Origin of the sequence: Sorangium sp. So ce176, assembly GCF_051519835.1 — a bacterium.
Lineage (GTDB): Bacteria > Myxococcota_A > Polyangia > Polyangiales > Polyangiaceae > Sorangium > Sorangium cellulosum_G.
Genome location: NZ_CP150371.1, coordinates 2,293,424 through 2,308,781, shown reverse-complemented (window position 1 = coordinate 2,308,781; position 15,358 = coordinate 2,293,424). Strand labels below are relative to the sequence as shown.

12 protein-coding genes and 2 pseudogenes are annotated in these 15,358 nt (G+C 73.4%); 6 read left to right on the top strand and 8 right to left on the bottom strand.

Translation table 11 applies throughout. The features are described 5' to 3' along the window. Positions 1-91 precede the first annotated feature (91 nt). From WMF42_RS08895 to WMF42_RS08885, 3 genes and pseudogenes are all read right to left on the bottom strand, one after another. Positions 92-286, bottom strand: a pseudogene (locus WMF42_RS08895) (helix-turn-helix domain-containing protein); the annotation flags it as partial. 119 nt (positions 287-405) lie between these two features. Beyond that, complete coding sequence (locus tag WMF42_RS08890) at positions 406-1,170, bottom strand: DUF899 domain-containing protein (protein WP_061609297.1); 765 nt, start codon at positions 1,168-1,170, stop codon at positions 406-408. 203 nt (positions 1,171-1,373) lie between these two features. After that, positions 1,374-2,786 (bottom strand): L-serine ammonia-lyase, encoded by a 1,413-nt coding sequence (locus tag WMF42_RS08885; RefSeq protein WP_437691423.1) that lies wholly within the window; start codon positions 2,784-2,786, stop codon positions 1,374-1,376. A 183-nt stretch (positions 2,787-2,969) separates the two neighbouring features. Here WMF42_RS08885 and WMF42_RS08880 point away from each other — a divergent pair, with 183 nt between their 5' ends. From WMF42_RS08880 to WMF42_RS08860, 5 genes are all read left to right on the top strand, one after another. After that, positions 2,970-3,749: an OmpA family protein gene (locus tag WMF42_RS08880; RefSeq protein ID WP_081426623.1), complete on the top strand. Its 780-nt coding sequence runs from the start codon at positions 2,970-2,972 to the stop codon at positions 3,747-3,749. A gap of 101 nt (positions 3,750-3,850) precedes the next feature. Continuing rightward, the gene (locus WMF42_RS08875; RefSeq protein WP_437691421.1) at positions 3,851-4,372 is read left to right on the top strand and encodes a 2'-5' RNA ligase family protein; all 522 of its coding nucleotides are present in this window, start codon (positions 3,851-3,853) and stop codon (positions 4,370-4,372) included. A gap of 152 nt (positions 4,373-4,524) precedes the next feature. Then, positions 4,525-6,234, top strand: a complete 1,710-nt coding sequence (locus tag WMF42_RS08870; RefSeq protein ID WP_437691419.1) for a serine/threonine-protein kinase — start codon at positions 4,525-4,527, stop codon at positions 6,232-6,234. A 73-nt stretch (positions 6,235-6,307) separates the two neighbouring features. After that, positions 6,308-7,363 (top strand): tetratricopeptide repeat protein, encoded by a 1,056-nt coding sequence (locus WMF42_RS08865; protein ID WP_437691417.1) that lies wholly within the window; start codon positions 6,308-6,310, stop codon positions 7,361-7,363. After that, a complete protein-coding gene (locus WMF42_RS08860) occupies positions 7,360-8,511 on the top strand; it encodes a hypothetical protein (protein WP_061610437.1) in 1,152 nt (383 codons plus the stop codon). Before WMF42_RS08865 ends, WMF42_RS08860 begins: the two co-directional genes overlap by 4 nt. Positions 8,512-8,570: 59 nt before the next feature. Here WMF42_RS08860 and WMF42_RS08855 read toward each other — a convergent pair. The 5 genes and pseudogenes from WMF42_RS08855 to WMF42_RS08835 all read right to left on the bottom strand — a co-directional run. After that, a pseudogene (locus tag WMF42_RS08855) lies at positions 8,571-8,894 on the bottom strand (IS66 family transposase); the annotation flags it as partial. Positions 8,895-8,928: 34 nt separating this feature from the next. Continuing rightward, entirely contained in the window at positions 8,929-9,918 is a 990-nt protein-coding gene (locus WMF42_RS08850) for an NAD-dependent epimerase/dehydratase family protein (RefSeq protein WP_061610438.1), read from the bottom strand. Between the two features lie 85 nt (positions 9,919-10,003). After that, positions 10,004-10,552: a TetR/AcrR family transcriptional regulator gene (locus tag WMF42_RS08845; protein WP_061610439.1), complete on the bottom strand. Its 549-nt coding sequence runs from the start codon at positions 10,550-10,552 to the stop codon at positions 10,004-10,006. 235 nt (positions 10,553-10,787) lie between these two features. Then, complete coding sequence (locus WMF42_RS08840; protein ID WP_199693890.1) at positions 10,788-11,162, bottom strand: IS66 family transposase; 375 nt, start codon at positions 11,160-11,162, stop codon at positions 10,788-10,790. A 145-nt stretch (positions 11,163-11,307) separates the two neighbouring features. After that, positions 11,308-14,667 carry a hypothetical protein gene (locus WMF42_RS08835; protein ID WP_437691414.1) on the bottom strand — a complete coding sequence of 1,120 codons (3,360 nt, stop codon included), beginning with the start codon at positions 14,665-14,667 and terminating at the stop codon, positions 11,308-11,310. A gap of 190 nt (positions 14,668-14,857) precedes the next feature. Between WMF42_RS08835 and WMF42_RS08830 the strand changes: the two genes are divergently transcribed. Next, a complete protein-coding gene (locus WMF42_RS08830) occupies positions 14,858-15,301 on the top strand; it encodes a helix-turn-helix transcriptional regulator (protein WP_061610442.1) in 444 nt (147 codons plus the stop codon). Positions 15,302-15,358 lie beyond the last annotated feature (57 nt).

The following is a 15,358-nucleotide window of genomic DNA, read 5'->3' as shown; positions in this document are numbered from 1 at the left end:
GGACACTATCGCACGAATCAGCGCAGGCCCGCCCGAGCCTCCCGTGCACGCCCACCTCATGCCGCATGATGGTGGTGTGGCGACCATTTTCTCATACAGCGCGGCCTGGAGGCCACGTCCCTTCGGATCCAGCTCGGGCGTATCGCCTCGGGGAGATGCCCATGACGCGCTTGAATGCCGTGTTGAACGCGTGCTGGGATTCATGGCCGAGCGACCCCGCGATTCGCGCCAGCGTGTCACGACCGTGGAGGAGCTTCTCTCCCGCCAGCATCATCCTCCAGCGCGTCGGCGACCCGGGCGTTCGCTACCTCCTCGTGCCCTGACATCGTGGGACGCGACAGCGCTGCACACCGGCCTGGGCATCGCGTCGCACAAGGAACCCGAGGAGGCGGTCGCCCATCGGGCTCAGCGCTGGTCGTACTCATCGTGGCGGCGGAACCAGATGCCCGTCTCGTTGCGCCCTCTGGGTGCGCGGTCGAGCCACTGGTACATGCCCCAGAGACCATCCATGCCGCGCGCATAGGCGGAATAGGTGTGGTAGAGGACGCCGTCCTCGAGCACGAACGCGCTCAAACCCGGCCTGTCGAGCGAGTAGGTGGGCGCGTCGGTCCCGGTCATGGCCGCGGACTGGGCGACCGGCAGCGGGACCGGCGTCGCGTCCATCGCGTGGCCCGCGCGCTGGAAGTTGTAGTCGACGGTCCCCTCGCGCTGTTGCTCCTCGGTGAACGCGACGTTGAAGTCGAAGTTGAAGCCGCTGTCGCCCGAGGACGCCCAGGGAAACGTCCACCCCATCCGCCGCTTGTACGCCAGGAGCTTCGCGAGCGGCGCCCGCGACACCGCCGAGAGCGTGACGTCGTGGTTCGCCAGGTGGACGGCGATTCCATTGAACCCGTCCGCGATCGCCGAGCAGGATACACAGCCCGCCTTGTAGTCGGGCCCGAACATGAAATGGTAGACGAGGAGCTGCGAGCGCCCTCGGAAGAGGTCTGCCAGCGAGGCGCCGCCTTCCTCCGTATCGAACCGGTACTCCTTGTCGACCCGGACCCACGGCAGCTCCTGACGTCGCCGCGAAAGCTCGTCGCTGCGCCGCGTGAGCTCCTTCTCCGCCTTGAGCAGCTCGCGCCGCGCGGCCAGCCACTCTTCACGTGTCCCGGTGATGTGCGTCGTCATCGCTCTTCTCTCCCTCGGATGTCCACCGTCGTTCGCGCCGTCCTCGACAGGACGTGCCAGTTGGTGGTCGTGAGAGATGTAGGACCGGGCGTCGAGCCGTGGGAGTAACAAGTGTGTCGGGATTCCGATGGACTCGCGGTTCACGGCCGCGGCGCGCGCTCGCGGCGGGTGATTCCCTGGCGCATCGAAGCGCGTCGCAGGGGCTAGCACTCCGGCAGGTGGACCCCGACCTCGAGCGGCACCTCGACGACGTTCACAGCGAGGCCGCCGCGAGACGTCTCCTTGTACTTCGACTCCATGTCCGCCCCTGTGTCGCGCATCGTCTTGATCACCTTGTCGAGGCTCACGAAGTGCGCGCCGTCCCCGTGCAGCGCCATGCGCGCCGCGCTGATCGCCTTGATCGCCGCCATTGCGTTGCGCTCGATGCACGGCACCTGGACGAGCCCGCCCACCGGATCGCACGTGAGCCCGAGGTTGTGCTCCATCGCGATCTCGGCCGCGTTCTCCGCCTGCGCCGGCGTGCCGCCCAGCCCCTCGGCCAGCGCGCCCGCCGCCATCGAGCACGCGGAGCCCACCTCGCCCTGACACCCCACCTCCGCGCCGCTGATCGACGCGTTCTCCTTGTAAAGAATGCCGATCGCGCCCGCCGTCAGCAGAAACCGGATGACGCCCTCGTCCGTCGACGTCGGCACGAAGCGCCGGTAATAGTGCAGGACCGCCGGGATGATGCCCGCCGCGCCGTTGGTCGGCGCCGTCACGACGCGGCCCCCGGCGGCGTTCTCCTCGCTCACAGCGAGCGCGTAGAGGCTCACCCAGTCGATCGCCGTCAGCGGATCCCGCAGGCCCGCCTCGGGGCTCTCGATGAGCTTGCGGTACAGGGCCGGGGCGCGGCGCGTCACCTTCAGGCCGCCGGGCAGCACGCCGTCGGTCCGGAAGCCGCGCTGCACGCACGCCTGCATCACCTCCCAGATCCGCAGCAGCCCCGCCCGGATCTCCGCCTCGGGGCGGAAGACCTTCTCGTTCTCCAGCATGACCTGGCTGATCGACAGGCCGCTCGCCGCGCACGCCGCGAGCAGCTCCGCCGCGCTGTGGAACGGATACGGCAGCGGCGTCCTGTCCTCCTCGATCGGACTCTCGCCCTTCGCCGCGGCCTCGTTCACCACGAAGCCGCCGCCCACCGAGTAATACACGCGCACCCGCAGCGGCGCGCCCTCCCTGTCGAGCGCCGTGAAGCGCATGCCGTTCGGATGAAACGGCAGACTCCTGTGCAGGAACGCGAGATGCCCTTTCACCTCGAAGCCGATCTCGTGCCGCGAGAGCAGGGACAGGCGGCCGCTCCGCCGCACGCCGTCGACGATCTCGCCCGCGCGCTCGACGTCGACGCCGTCCGGCGTCTCGCCCAGGAGCCCGAGGATCACCGCCTTGTCGCTGCCATGGCCGCGTCCGGTCGCGCCGAGCGAGCCGAACAGCTCGACCTGGACCGCCGCGACGCGGCCGAGCAGCCCCGCCTCGTCGAGATCCACAGCGAACATGCGCGCCGCGCGCATCGGGCCGACCGTGTGCGAGCTGCTCGGGCCGATGCCGATCTTGAAGAGGTCGAAAATGGTAACCGCCATGTGCCCTGGAGCGCCGTGAATCCCGCGTGATTCCCGCCGGATCACCTCACGACGCCCGCGGACACTACGGGATCCTGCGCGCGCCCGCCACCGCAGCACACATCGCTGTGACGCCGGTCGCCCGGTGGTATACTCGTCCCCGTCTTCCCGCACTTCCCTCACCCTCCCGCGATGAGGTCCTCCATGCGCCATCTCCCGGCCCTGCTCCTCGCCGCCTCCCTGCTCGCCCCCGCCGCCGCGCGGGGCGACGGCCCCGCGCCCGCGCCGGGAGCCCAGGCCAGGCCCGCGCTGGAGGTGAGCATCGATCGCTCCAGGGTCGACCTGAAGGCCCGCCAGATCGAGGTCAAGCTGTCGCGCGCCGCGAGCAAGGTGCGCATCAAGGTCCTCGGCCAGTCGGGCGCCGTCCTCGCCGAGGAGGAGAAGCCGTTCAGCGGGGCCGCCGCCGGCACGCCGCTCGTCGTGACGTGGTCGCCGTCGAGCGACGAGGCCGTCGGGCGCATCGAGGTGTACGGCCACGACACCGAGGGCTACTGGGCCGGGATCGCGATCATCCCGTGGAACGTGAGCATCCCCCACGAGGAGGTGCAGTTCGAGACCAACTCCGATGTCATCCGCGCCCCCGAGGTGCCCAAGCTGGAGGCGAGCCTCCAGCGCATCTCCGAGGTGGCGGCGAAGGCCCGGGAGCTCGGCAAGATCACCCTGTTCATCGTCGGCCACACGGACACCGTCGGCGGCGTCGAGCACAACCTCGCGCTCTCGCGGCGGCGCGCCCGCTCCATCGCCGCGTGGTTCAAGGGCCGCGGCCTGAAGCTCCCCGTCGCGTACGAGGGGCTCGGCGAGTCGTCGCCGATCGTGAAGACCGCCGACCAGGTGGACGAGCCGCGCAACCGCCGCGTCGACTACATCCTGTCGATCGAGCCGCCGAAGCTGGCGTCGGGCGAGGCGTCCTGGAAATCGCTCTGACTCGAGGACCCGCATGAAGACCACCGTCCTCGCCATCGAGCCGCACCTCGCGGCGCGCGCGTAGCCCGCGCGCCGCCCCGGTGAAGCGGTAGCGGAGCACGATGGCGCAGGAGAAGGCGTTCGCTCTCTGGCTCGTCCCCGGCGGGGCGCCGCGCGCGCGGCTGCAGGAGCTCATCGAGGCGCTCGCCCGGGAGACCGGCGGGCAGGCGTTCGCGCCGCACCTCACCCTGCTCGGCGGGCTGCGCGGCGACGGCGGCGACCTCGCCGCGAAGCTCCGCAGCCTCGGCCCGCGCGGCCCGATCGCGCTCGAGGCGCAGGGCCCCGCGACAGGGAGCGCCTACCACCAGTGCGTCTTCCTCGACGTCGCGCCGACCGAGCCGCTCGCGGCCCTGCGCGGCGCGGCCGAGGCCGCGCTCGCCGCGCGCGAGACCCCCTTTCGCCCGCACGTGAGCCTCGTGTACGGCGACCTGCCGGCCGATCGCCGGGAGGCGCTCGCCGCCGACCCGCGGGTGCTGGCGCTCGCGCGCGAGGCGTGGTGGGCAGCGCGGCTGGAGCTGTGGGCCGTGGAGGGCGAGGCCGAGCGCTGGCGCTGCGTCGACGGCATCGCGCTCGTGAGCCCGTGAGCACCCCGCCAGCACCGGCGCCCGGCTCGACCACGAGGTGTCCGACGACACAGTTCGATCGTGGCAGAAAAATCCACGCGCCTTTCCGTCTGGATCGCAGGATGCCGCTCTCCGAGGTAGGTGCGCCCCCGGATCTCGGCTAGCCTAGGCCCATGGCGGCTCCCGTTGCTGTGGGCGATGTGCTGGCGGGCAAGTACCGCGTGGAGCAGATCGTGGGCGCAGGTGCGATGGGCATGATCGTCGCCGCGTGGCACCTGGAGCTCGATCAGCGCGTCGCGATGAAGTTCCTGCACGCGCCCGGCACCGACACCGGCGGCGGCGACCCTGCAGAGCGGTTCCGGCGCGAGGCGCGGGCGCTGGCCAGGATCAAGAGCGAGCACGTGGCGCGCGTCCTCGACGTCGGCTCGCTGCAGGCCGGGCTGCCCTACATGGTGATGGAGTTCCTGGACGGGAACAACCTCTCGGAGGAGATCCGCGCGCGGGGCCCGCTGCCCGTGATGGAGTCCGTCGGGTACATGCTCCAGGTGCTCGAGGCGATGGCCGAGGCGCACGCCGCCGGCATCGTCCACCGCGATCTCAAGCCGGCGAACCTGTTCCTCGCGCGCCGGCCCGACGGGGGGCGGATCATGAAGGTCCTCGACTTCGGGATCTCCAAGGCGCTGCTCGGCATCACGCGCGACGAGCTGTCCTTGACGAAGACAGCGACCCTCCTCGGCTCGCCGCTCTACATGTCTCCCGAGCAGGTGCGCTCTGCCAGGGAGGTCGACGCCCGCGCGGACATCTGGTCTCTCGGCGTCATCCTCTACGAGATGCTGACAGGGCGGACTCCGTACAACGGCGACTCCGTTCCTCAGCTCTTCTCCGCCCTGCTCTACGAGTCGCCCTTCACTGTCGCCCAGATCCGCCCCGACGTCCCGCCCGACCTCGACGCGGCGGTGATGCACTGCCTCGCCAAGGAGCGCGAGCAGCGGTGGAGGAACGTCGGAGACCTCGCCGCCGCGCTGCTCGCGTTCGGCCCCCCCGGGAGCCACGTGCACGCCGATCGGGCGCGCCGCGTGCTCGGGCTCCAGGACACCGGCGGGTCGCGTCCGAGCATTCAGAGCCAGCCCAGCCTGCCGCCCGGCGCGATGCACGGGAGCGCGCCCGGCGCCGGAGCGCGCCTGTCCGCGCCGTACCTCCAGTCGCACGGCGGCGCGCACGCCGCCGGAGCGCCCGTGTCCATGGCGCCCGGCGGCGCCCAGGACGCCGGAGCGCGCCTGTCGGTGCCGCAGGGCGGGCCGTCGCCCGCCTCGGCCGCGGAGACGGGCCCCACGGTGAACTCGTGGAGCAACACAGGCCAGCTCCCGCGCGCAGGACGCAAGGGCGCGGCGATCGGGATCGCCCTCGCCGGCGGCGCCTCCCTCGCCGCCGTCGCGATCGCCGCCGTGCTGCTCCTGCGCTCCGGGCCGCCGGCCGGCGGCGAGCAGCCCGCGGCGCGCGCGGCGGAGCTGCCCCCCGGGACCGCGGCGGAGGGCCCGGCGCGCGCGGCGGCTCCCGAGCCTGCGAAGCCCGCCGCGCCCGAGGCGACAGCGCCCGAGGCGACCGCCGACGCGACCGCCGGCGCGGCCACGGCCGACGCGGCCGCCGGGGCGAGCGCGCCCGACCCGGCCGCCGGCGCGACAACGGCGCCGCCCGCGGCCTCCAGCGCGAGCGCGCGGTCGCCGGCCGCGCCAGCGACGCCGGGCGCGGCGCCCGCCGGCCAGCCGGGCGCTCCGCCCACGAGCGCCGCGGCGCGGCCCGCCGAGCGCCCGCAGCCGGGCCCGGCAGCGCGCCCGGAGCCGCGTCGAGACAACGAGATCAGCGACTTCGGCGGGCGGCGCTGAGCGAGGCGCGCGCGACGCCGATCAACAGCCCGCGGGCCCTGTCGTGGTCCGCCTGGAGGAGAGTACGGGACGAATGAAACGTCATCAGCGATGCATCGCACGCCGCGCCGGCCTGGGGCTGTGCGCGGCGTTGATCTCCGGGGCGCTCCCCGCGTGGGCGGAGCCGAGCGCCGCCGAGAAGGCCGCGGCAGAGGCGCTCTTCGACGCGGCGCTCGATCTGATGAAGAAAGGGCGCAACGAGGAGGCGTGCCCGAGGCTGGAGCAGAGTCACCGCATCGATCCGGGGATAGGCACGCTCCTCTACCTGGCCGAGTGTTACGAGAAGACCGGCCGCACCGCGAGCGCCTGGGCGACGTTCCGGCAGGCGATGTCGGAGTCGCAGGCCGCCGGGCAGGCCGACCGCGCCCGCAAGGCGCAGGCGCGCGCGGCACGGCTGGAGCCGGGCCTGTCGAAGCTGACCATCGACGTCGCGCCGGAGGCGCTGGCCATCGAGGGGCTCTCGGTGAGCGTCGCCGGCAAGGCCCTCGAGCGGCCGCTGTTCGGGATCGCGATCCCGCGGGATCCGGGCGAGATCGCGATCGAGGCGAGCGCCCCGGGCCACGAGACATGGAAGACGACCGTGAAGCTCGGGGCCACCAGCGCCGCGGAGAGCGTCAAGATACCGCCGCTCAAGCCGCTCAGCGCGGCGTCGAGCGAGCCCGGCGCGCCGGCGCCCAGCGCCGCGGAGGGCCCCGCGCCGGCGCCCGCGCCCGCGCGCGGCGCCGCGGCGCCCGCGGAGTCCGGCGGCGGCACGACGCGCCTGATCGGCCTCGTCGTGGGCGGCGCGGGCGTGGTGGGGCTCGGCGTCGGGACGTTCTTCGGGGTCAGGGCGATCTCGAAGAACGACGAGGCGAAGGGCTACTGCAAGGGCGGCGCGACGTGCGAGGACCCGCGCGGGGTCACGCTGACCAACGAGGCCAGCAGCGCCGCCACCGCCTCGAACATCGCGTTCGGGCTCGGGACGGCCGCCGTGATCGGCGGCGCCGTCCTGGTTTTCGTCGTCGCGCCGAGGCAGACCCCGCGCGTCCAGGTGGGGCCGATGGTGGACGGGCGCAACGTCGGGCTGCTCGTGGGAGGGACGTTCGAATGAGGCGCATGACAGGGCTCCTGTCGCTGATCCTGCTCGCTCCGCTGGCGCCCGCGACGTGGCTCGGCTGCCACGCGATCGCGGGCATCGAGGACCGCACCTACGTCGATCCAGGGGAGCAGCCGGAGCCCACCGAGGTGAGCGAGCAGTGCGCGGCGTACTGCGCCACCGTGATGGAGAACTGCACCGCCGAGCACCAGGTCTACTCGACGGTGGCCACCTGCCACGGCGTGTGCGCGCTGCTGGAGCCGGGCGACCCGCTGGAGCCCGTGGACAACACGGTCGCCTGCCGCGCCCACCAGGCGGAGCTCGCGGGGCGCACAGGCGAGGTCGCTGTGCACTGCCCGCCGGCGGGCCCGGGCGGCGCCGGCGTCTGCGGGAGCAACTGCGAGAGCTACTGCGCGCTGCGGGCCAGCGCGTGCATGGCCGAGCTCGCCACGCACGAGCAATGCGTCGCCATGTGCGCGGGGCTCACGGACGCCGACATGTTCGACGTCATCGAGAACCACGAGGGCGACACGCTGCAGTGCCGCCTCGTGCACGTGAGCTCCGCGACAGTGGACCCGGAGGAGCACTGCGACCACTCGAGCCTGATGCCGGTGGAGCCGTGCGTCGAGCCGGCAGGGACCGCGCCGGACTGCGAGGGCTTCTGCCAGGTCGTGATGACCTCGTGCACGGGCGAGCTGGCCGTCTACGAGTCCGAGGCGCAGTGCCTCTCCGTCTGCGGGGCGCTCCCCCCCGGCGGCGCGGAGGACCGGGAAGAGAACACCGTGGGCTGCCGCAAGTACCACGCCTACAGCGCGATGCTGGCGCCGACGGCCCACTGCCCACACACGGGGCCAGGCGGCGACGGCCACTGCGGGTCCGCCGACGACCCGGAGACGGGCCTGACGGGCAACTGCGAGTCGTACTGCATGCTGCTCACCGCGGCCTGCAGCGAGTACCTCGGCGAGTCGTTCCCGGACCCGGCCTCGTGCGAGTCCGAATGCACCTTGCTGCCGGGAGCGGCCCGCGACTCCGGCTACTCCGTCGCGAGCGCCGAGGCGGAGGGCGACACGCTCGCGTGCCGGCTGCTCCACGTCAGCCGCGCGCTCGAGCTCAACGACCCGGAAGAGTGCCTCGCCGCGATCGGCGAGAGCCCCTGCCAGTGAAGGACCGATCCCCCGCCGCGCGCCGCCTCACGGCGGCGTGACGAACGACGGCGTCGCGCTCAGGACATCGGCAGTGGCCGTGCGCCAGGGCTCGGCGCCGGCGAGCGTGCGCGCTGAGGTGCGGCGCGCTCCCCGAGCTCGCCGATCCCCTCCACGCTGACCACGCCACGTCGGCGGCCACGCCACGTCCGGTGCGGTGGCGGAACGCCGCCGTTGGACGACGGGCAGGGATGCTCCATGAGGAACGCTGGAGGCAGCAAGGCTGACGCGCGAGACGCCCGGACCGCATGCTCGTCGCTGCCGTGGAAGAGCCAGTTGCGCCGCCCCTTGGCGACGCGGCGCAGAGCCCGCTCGGAGGCATTGTCGTGGGTGGGGATCTCCCCGTTGAAGAGGAACTTGCCCCCCGGCGACGTGCCCTCACGGAACGGCGCTGCTTTGGGCCCGGAGCGCGGCGAGGCCTTCCGCGCGGCTCCGTACCGCGCGGTAGCCGATCTCGTTCTTCGCCCGAGCGGACGAGAGGTGAAGCGTTTGCCCGAGGAGCCGCACGTCCTCGAGGGTGAGCGGTGGGCGCCTTCGCGGCGCGAACCACCCGAACAGGTTGGTGAGGAGCCACCCGAACAGCACCGCCAGGGGGAGGGGTACGGACCAAGCCTTCGCGCCCACGCCGCGCGTCGCCATGAGCTCCGTCAAGAAGGTGCGCATCGGCGTGACCTCGTCGTCGGTCACGAAATACGCGCGCCCGCCGACGTCATTGCGCACTGCGCAGATCACCGCTTCGGCGACATTGTCGACGTGGGCGACGCTGTAGAGGTGTTTGCCCCCGCCGACGTAGGCGAAGCGCCCGGCGCGGAACGCCTCCGCGATGAGGTCAAGGGTGTGCGCGCCCGGGCCCCAGATCATCGGTGGGCGGAGGCTCACGGTGCGCATCGCGGGGCTGTCTGCCGCGAGCACCATCGCCTCGGCGAGCGCTTTCGTCGCGCTGTAGGGCAAGGAGCGGTCGACCCTGGGCGGCAGAGCGTCCTCGTCCCCTTCGCTCGGCCGAGAGCCCTCGATGACGACCGACGCAGCCCCGAGGTAGACGAAGCGGCGGACGCCGGCCGCGCGCGCCGCTGCGAGCAAGCCGCGGGTCCCCTCGACATTGGTGCGGGCGTGCTCGCCCCAGCGCAGGGCCGAGGTGAGGGACGCGGCCGCGTGCGCCACGATCGCGGCGCCCGCGCAGCCCTCGGTGAGTGCAGCGGCGTCGTGGAGGTCGCCGCGGACGGGCTCGGCGCCGAGAGCAGCGAGCTCGGCAGCGCTGGCGGCACTTCGCGCGAGGGCACGGACGCGGTACTCACGCGCGATGAGCGCGCGGACGATGGCGCGGCCCACGAAGCCGCTCCCTCCGGTGACAAACACGGTCTCGGCCATGACGAATCCTCCGGTTCGGGCCCGCTCCGGCGCGCGCCCTCCAGGAGGCTCTATAGCATCGCTACATTAACTGTCTAGAGCGATGCTATAGTTTGTCGGCGATCGCTTGGAAAAGCGCGTCGAGCGCCCCCGCCGAGGTGGCGCGGCTCGGTGGTGCGCCGGAAGGGCTCGCGACGATGCAGAGCACGAGGCCCTGGACGACGGCCCAGACGTGCTCGGCAGCGCGCTCCATCGGCACGCGCAAGGCGCCCGCCTTGGCGCAACGCTCGATGCGGTGCCGCATCAGGGCGTAGCTCGGCTCGAACATCGACGGATGCTCGATGCCGCGCGCCATCACCGCGGCCGTGACGGAGGGGTGGGCCTGCACGAATTCGAGCACGTGCTCGCAGCTCGCGCGGAGATCTGCGACGGGGTCGTTTGTCGGCGTGAGCGCCCGTTTCTCCGCCATGAACTTCTCGAACGCGACGGCGTGGACAGCAGTCACGAGCCCGTCGCGGTTGCCGAAGTGGTGGTAGAGGGTCGGCATCGTCACCCCGGCCTCCTCGCACACCCGCCGCGTCGTGAGCGCCGCCGGGCCTTCGCTCTCGAGCACCCGGTACGCTACGGCGAGCAACTTGCCCTTGGCGTCGGCCATCGCCGTCAGGCTATCACAGCTAGCCTCCCGCGGGCCCGTGCGAGGGACCCGACGGGGCAGATGGACTTCGGCTTCGACGTGGCGTAGCGCCCCGCTTCCGCGGACCTCCGGGCACCGAGCCCATGGCCGAAAGCGCCGACGTGCGTCCGCTCGATACGTCCATGGCCGCGCAACGTGACGCGCGTCCACGCGGGCCTGCGTTCCGCGAGCCTCGGACATCATCGGACTTTTATTGTCATTTCTCCCCCGGATCAGAGAGCGCGTCGCTCCACATCGCGTCGGCGATACGCATCGTGATGCCGCCGCAATCGTACTGCCAGCGTGCCATGTTGCCGCGGCCGCTGCGGAAGCCGTGAAGCTCCGATTCTGTCTCCTGTCCGTAGTAGGGCGCGTGGTCATCGAGCTTGTGGACGAACAGGTGGGCGAGCAGGCTCGGATCGGCAAGGCCCCTGTCGATTGGGCTCTCCGGCAGCGGGGCGATCTTCACCGGCCCGCCGCTGTCCTCCGCAGCGCTCGGCTCGGGCGTGCAGCGGACGAGGGCGCCGTCGACGAAGGGGTTTTGCTTGAAGCTCGTGTCCGCAGGGACGCCGAGCGCTTCGTGCTCTTGCACGATGAGCGGCTCGCCGTGCTCGCGCCCGAAGACAGACCCGGCAGCAGGCGGAGAAGCCGGCTGCTCTTGCGATCCGCGGCTCTCGGCGCGCGACGAGGCCGGAGCCGGACAGGCGAACGCCCGCATGGTGCCGCGGCGAACGGCGTCACGGCAGTGTGACGAACCCCGCCGGCCCCGCCACGGCGGGGGACGGGTCCTTCTGATAGCGGTCGACCAGCAGCGCGCGGCGCTCCGCCGTCCAGCCGTTCTTCGGGGACGCCGCCTGCACCAGCGCCTCCAGCGCGAGCCGCCGCAGCCGCGGATCCTTGCTCCCCCGCAGCTCCTGCTCGAGCAGCGACGGGTGCACGCACGCGTGCACCGCGGCCATCGCCGCGACCATCGCGTCGTGGTGCAGCAGATCCTGCCGGCCGAGGTCGGTGAGCGCCTGCCCGAGCTCCCGCCACGGGAGGAGGCGCGCCGCGAGCCCGAGGTACTGCGGCGCGGCCAGGGCGTCCTGCTTCAGCGCGGCGAGCAGCCCCTCGCCGACGGCCAGGTGGTGCGGCGGGGCATAGGCGCCGAGGCGCGTCGAGAGCACGGGAAGGAACGCCACGAGGTGGCGGCGCCTCGGCGAGAGCTCCCCGAGGCGCTGGACGACGCGGCGCACCTCGCCCGGCTGCATCCGGGCGAGCGCGGCGGCGAGCGCCTCGGCCGCCTCCTCCGGCGCGGCCGCGCCCATGTGCCCGAGCAGCCGGTCGAAGAGCGCGCGCTTCTCGTCGCGGAGCGGCAGGTGCGCGGCGCGCCGCAGGAGATCCAGCCGCGCCTCGGGCTCCGCCCGGCCGAGGATCGCGGCGAGCAGGCCGACAACGCGCTGCTCGGCGTCGGTCGACAGCCTGCCGAGCGGGATGTCCGCGAGCTTCGAGGCGACGATCCAGTCGGGATCCTGGACGGCGCGCGCGAAGACGTCCCATGTCTCGGGCCGGTCGAGGTGGTCCCAGAGCGCGCGGAGCAGCGCAATCCGCACGTCGCGGTGGGCCTTCGGGGTGTCGAGCCGGAGCAGGTCCCTGTAGGCGTCCTCGCCGCCCACCTCGCCGAGCAGGCGCACGACCTCCTTGGCCACGGTCACCTTCGTCGTCGGCACCGCCCGGAGCTCCGCGAGCACCCGCTGCCGGGACATCTCGGCGAACGCCTTCCGGAGCGCGTAGATGGCCCAGCGCGCGCGATCGTCGCCCAGGCACTCGATCAGCACGGGCACGCCCTGGCCGGCGTCGAGCCACGGCAGGCCGCGGACGGCCATCTCGCGCACGGGCTGCCGCGGATCCGAGGCGAACGGGGTGAACGCGGACGCGTCGGCATAGGCGAGCCGGATCAGCGTCGAGACGGCGAACCGCTGCGTGGGGACGTCGCACGTCCCTTCCTCGAGCAGCGCGCGGAGGCTGGCCGCGTACCTCCCTTGCTGCCTCGCCGTCCAGCGGCCGTGGCCCGCGCCGAAATCGACAACCCAGTGGGTCCGGCCCGTCGCGAACCTGCCTGTCATGGGCTGGGCCTCCAGGAGCGGATCCAGGAGGTCCTGGCGCCTCCGGCTCACGTGCCGGGCGACGACGCCGACAAGGACGAAGCTCCTGTCGTCGCGCAGGAGCGCGGGCACGAGCCGGGCGAACCGCGGCCGATCGTGGAGGCTCAGCAGGCCCAGCGCCGCGATCGCGACGCCGAGGAACGGGAGCTCGCGGGAGAGCCGCTCCAGCGCCTCGAGCAGCGGCGGCACGACCTTCAGCCGGGCGCCGAGGCTCTGCGCGAGCAGGAGCACCGCGGCGGCGCGCTCGCGGGTGCACCAGAGATCGGCGAGCTGCGCGAGCGCCGGGGTGAGCCGCTCGGCCTCCGCCCGCGTCAGCCCGTCCGCGAGCCCCGCCGTCGAGACGGCGCCGCGCGCGGCGAGGATCTTCGCGAGCCAGCGCGCCCCCCAGGGCCCGTCGACGCGGAACAGCTTCACCACGAGCCGCTCCACCGCCGAGGCCGTGGCCTGGGACAGGTCCGCGGCGTCGAGCGCGTCCTGCACGACGGCGCCCGCGGCCTCGAGGTGCTCCGGCCCGAACCGCGCGACGGGCAGCGCGGCGAGGGCGCCGAGCATCGCCCGCCGCACCGGATCCTGCTCGAACTTGCGGGCGCGCACGGCCGCGAGGGCGTCCGGGAGCGCCCCCCTGTCGTGCGCGACGGTCGCGAGGAGCAGCGCCTGCGCCCTCGCCCGCTCGTCGCCCTCCGGGTGCCCGAGGAACGGCGCGAGCACCGCCCTGGCCTCGGCGAACCCGAGGAGGCGCGCGTAGGTCATCCGCCGCTCCGGTCTGGCGGCGAGCGCGGAGCACTCCGAGAGGTGCCGCCGCGCCTCGCGCTCGCGCAGGTCGCGGGGCAGGAGCTCGAGCACCTCGGGCGCGATGGTGCCGTCGGGGGCCTGGGCGGCGCACGACCAGCGCGCGAAGGCCCGCTCGCGGATCGCGTGCTCCCCGGGCGACTCGGCCTTCACGTAGCGGAACAGGAACGCGCCGAAGCCCCCGCGCCCGCCGTCGAGGAAGGCCCGCAGGACGGCCTTCTTGTCGTCGGCGCCGAGCCGCAGGAACCACCGCGCGCCCCGCTTGCCGTCGCTCAGCGCCCCCCAGGCGTGGCGGATGAGGTAGTCGAGGCGCTCGGCGCCGAGGTCGCGCGCGCCCCTGTCGAAGCGCACGACCGCGAAGGCGCCGGGCGGCCGCGCGGGGCGGCCGCTCTCGTGGCGGGCCCGGAGGAGGTCGAACGTGGCGGCGGGGCGCGCGCGGGCCAGCACGCGCAGGGGGCCGGCGAGGAACGAGGGATCCTCGCCGAGCGCGAAGAGGGCCTGGATCAGCCCGATCGCCGCGTCGGGGGCGCGCCGGGCCAGCGAGGCGAGCAGCGGGGTGAGGCGGTAGCGCTGCCGGACGTCGAGGGCTCGGGCGCGCTCGATCGCCTCCCCGAACCAGCGCGCCGCGGCCGCGGGGTGCATCGCGGCGAGCCGCGCGAGGCAGCGCGGGCCGCCCGCCTCGTCGATGTCGCGCCTGTGCGCCGACGCGAGCGGCTCGGAGCCGAAGGGGAGCAGATCCACGATCGCCGGATCGCGCCCCTGCTGCATGCGCGCGGCGAGGAAGGCGTCGACGACCCCGCGGCGCTTCCGCCGCGCGAGCTGGGCCACGGTGCGCACGAGGGCGCGCCGCGAGAGGAGGACGCCGAGCGCCTCCAGCGCCTGCGCGTCGTCGCAGAAGCGGGCGACCATGCGGCTCGCGCGCTGCCGCACAGTGCGGGACGGGTCCGACAGGGCGGCGACGACGCGCGCGCCGTCCCCCGACCCGTACACGGCCACGAGCGCGAGGAGGCGCTCGTAGGGCGGAGCGCCGCGCGAGAGCGCGCCGAGGAGCGCCGCGGCGCCGGCGTCGCCGCCCGCGGCGGCGCGGCCGAGCTCCACGGCGCGGCGGACGCGGTCGTGGTGCGTCAGCGGCTCGATCTGGTCGAGGAAGGAAGCGGTGTCCATGGGCGGCGATCATAACGCCCCGGAGGCGCGGGGCTCACAAGGCGCGAGCACCGCGCCAGCGGCGCGCGGGCCGCGCGCGCCGCCCGCGAAGGACGGCTGGCCCGACCTGGGTCGAGCCTCGCTGCGCGCGCGCCCGTCCGGCAGGGTCGCTTGAGCCAGCCGCCGCGGGGCTCTATCGTGGTCCCAGGCGATGCTGCTGGGACACGTGGCGCTGAGGAACCTCTGCCGGGCGCGGGATCTGCTCTCCGAGGTGCGCGGGTCGAGGCTGTCGATCGAGGAGGTGGCGAGGGAGGTGGCGATCTCGCCCTATCACTTCATCCGGCAGTTCGAGGCCGTGTTCGGCGTGACCCCGCACCAGTACCGCATCCGGCGGCGCCTCGATCTGGCGAAGCAGCTCCTGGCGGCCGGGCACCACTCCGTGACCGACGTGTGCATGGAGGTCGGGTTCTCGAGCCTCGGCAGCTTCAGCGCGCAGTTCGCGCAGCGGATCGGCATGCCGCCGTCGGCGTACCAGCGGCGTGTGCGCGCGATGGTCCAGGTGCCGGGGAGGCTCCCGTGGGAGCTCGTCCCCGGTTGTCTCACCCTGATGGGCCGGCTGCCGGCCGGTGCGTTTCGCAGTTTTCGAGAAGCGTGATCCGGGCGGTTCGGGCAGAGTCGGCTTCGAACCATCCACGCAGCGAGGCGATCGTCG

Excerpts from the sequence above, each read along its gene's own strand:
- WMF42_RS08875 (WP_437691421.1), top strand. The coding sequence starts at position 3,851 with ATGGCGCAGGAGAAGGCGTTCGCTCTCTGGCTCGTCCCCGGCGGGGCG.
- WMF42_RS08850 (WP_061610438.1), bottom strand. The coding sequence starts at position 9,918 with ATGGCCGAGACCGTGTTTGTCACCGGAGGGAGCGGCTTCGTGGGCCGC.
- WMF42_RS08830 (WP_061610442.1), top strand. The coding sequence starts at position 14,858 with ATGCTGCTGGGACACGTGGCGCTGAGGAACCTCTGCCGGGCGCGGGAT.
- WMF42_RS08870 (WP_437691419.1), top strand. The coding sequence starts at position 4,525 with ATGGCGGCTCCCGTTGCTGTGGGCGATGTGCTGGCGGGCAAGTACCGC.
- WMF42_RS08865 (WP_437691417.1), top strand. The coding sequence starts at position 6,308 with ATGAAACGTCATCAGCGATGCATCGCACGCCGCGCCGGCCTGGGGCTG.
- WMF42_RS08835 (WP_437691414.1), bottom strand. The coding sequence starts at position 14,667 with ATGGACACCGCTTCCTTCCTCGACCAGATCGAGCCGCTGACGCACCAC.
- WMF42_RS08860 (WP_061610437.1), top strand. The coding sequence starts at position 7,360 with ATGAGGCGCATGACAGGGCTCCTGTCGCTGATCCTGCTCGCTCCGCTG.
- WMF42_RS08880 (WP_081426623.1), top strand. The coding sequence starts at position 2,970 with ATGCGCCATCTCCCGGCCCTGCTCCTCGCCGCCTCCCTGCTCGCCCCC.
- WMF42_RS08885 (WP_437691423.1), bottom strand. The coding sequence starts at position 2,786 with ATGGCGGTTACCATTTTCGACCTCTTCAAGATCGGCATCGGCCCGAGC.
- WMF42_RS08890 (WP_061609297.1), bottom strand. The coding sequence starts at position 1,170 with ATGACGACGCACATCACCGGGACACGTGAAGAGTGGCTGGCCGCGCGG.
- WMF42_RS08845 (WP_061610439.1), bottom strand. The coding sequence starts at position 10,552 with ATGGCCGACGCCAAGGGCAAGTTGCTCGCCGTAGCGTACCGGGTGCTC.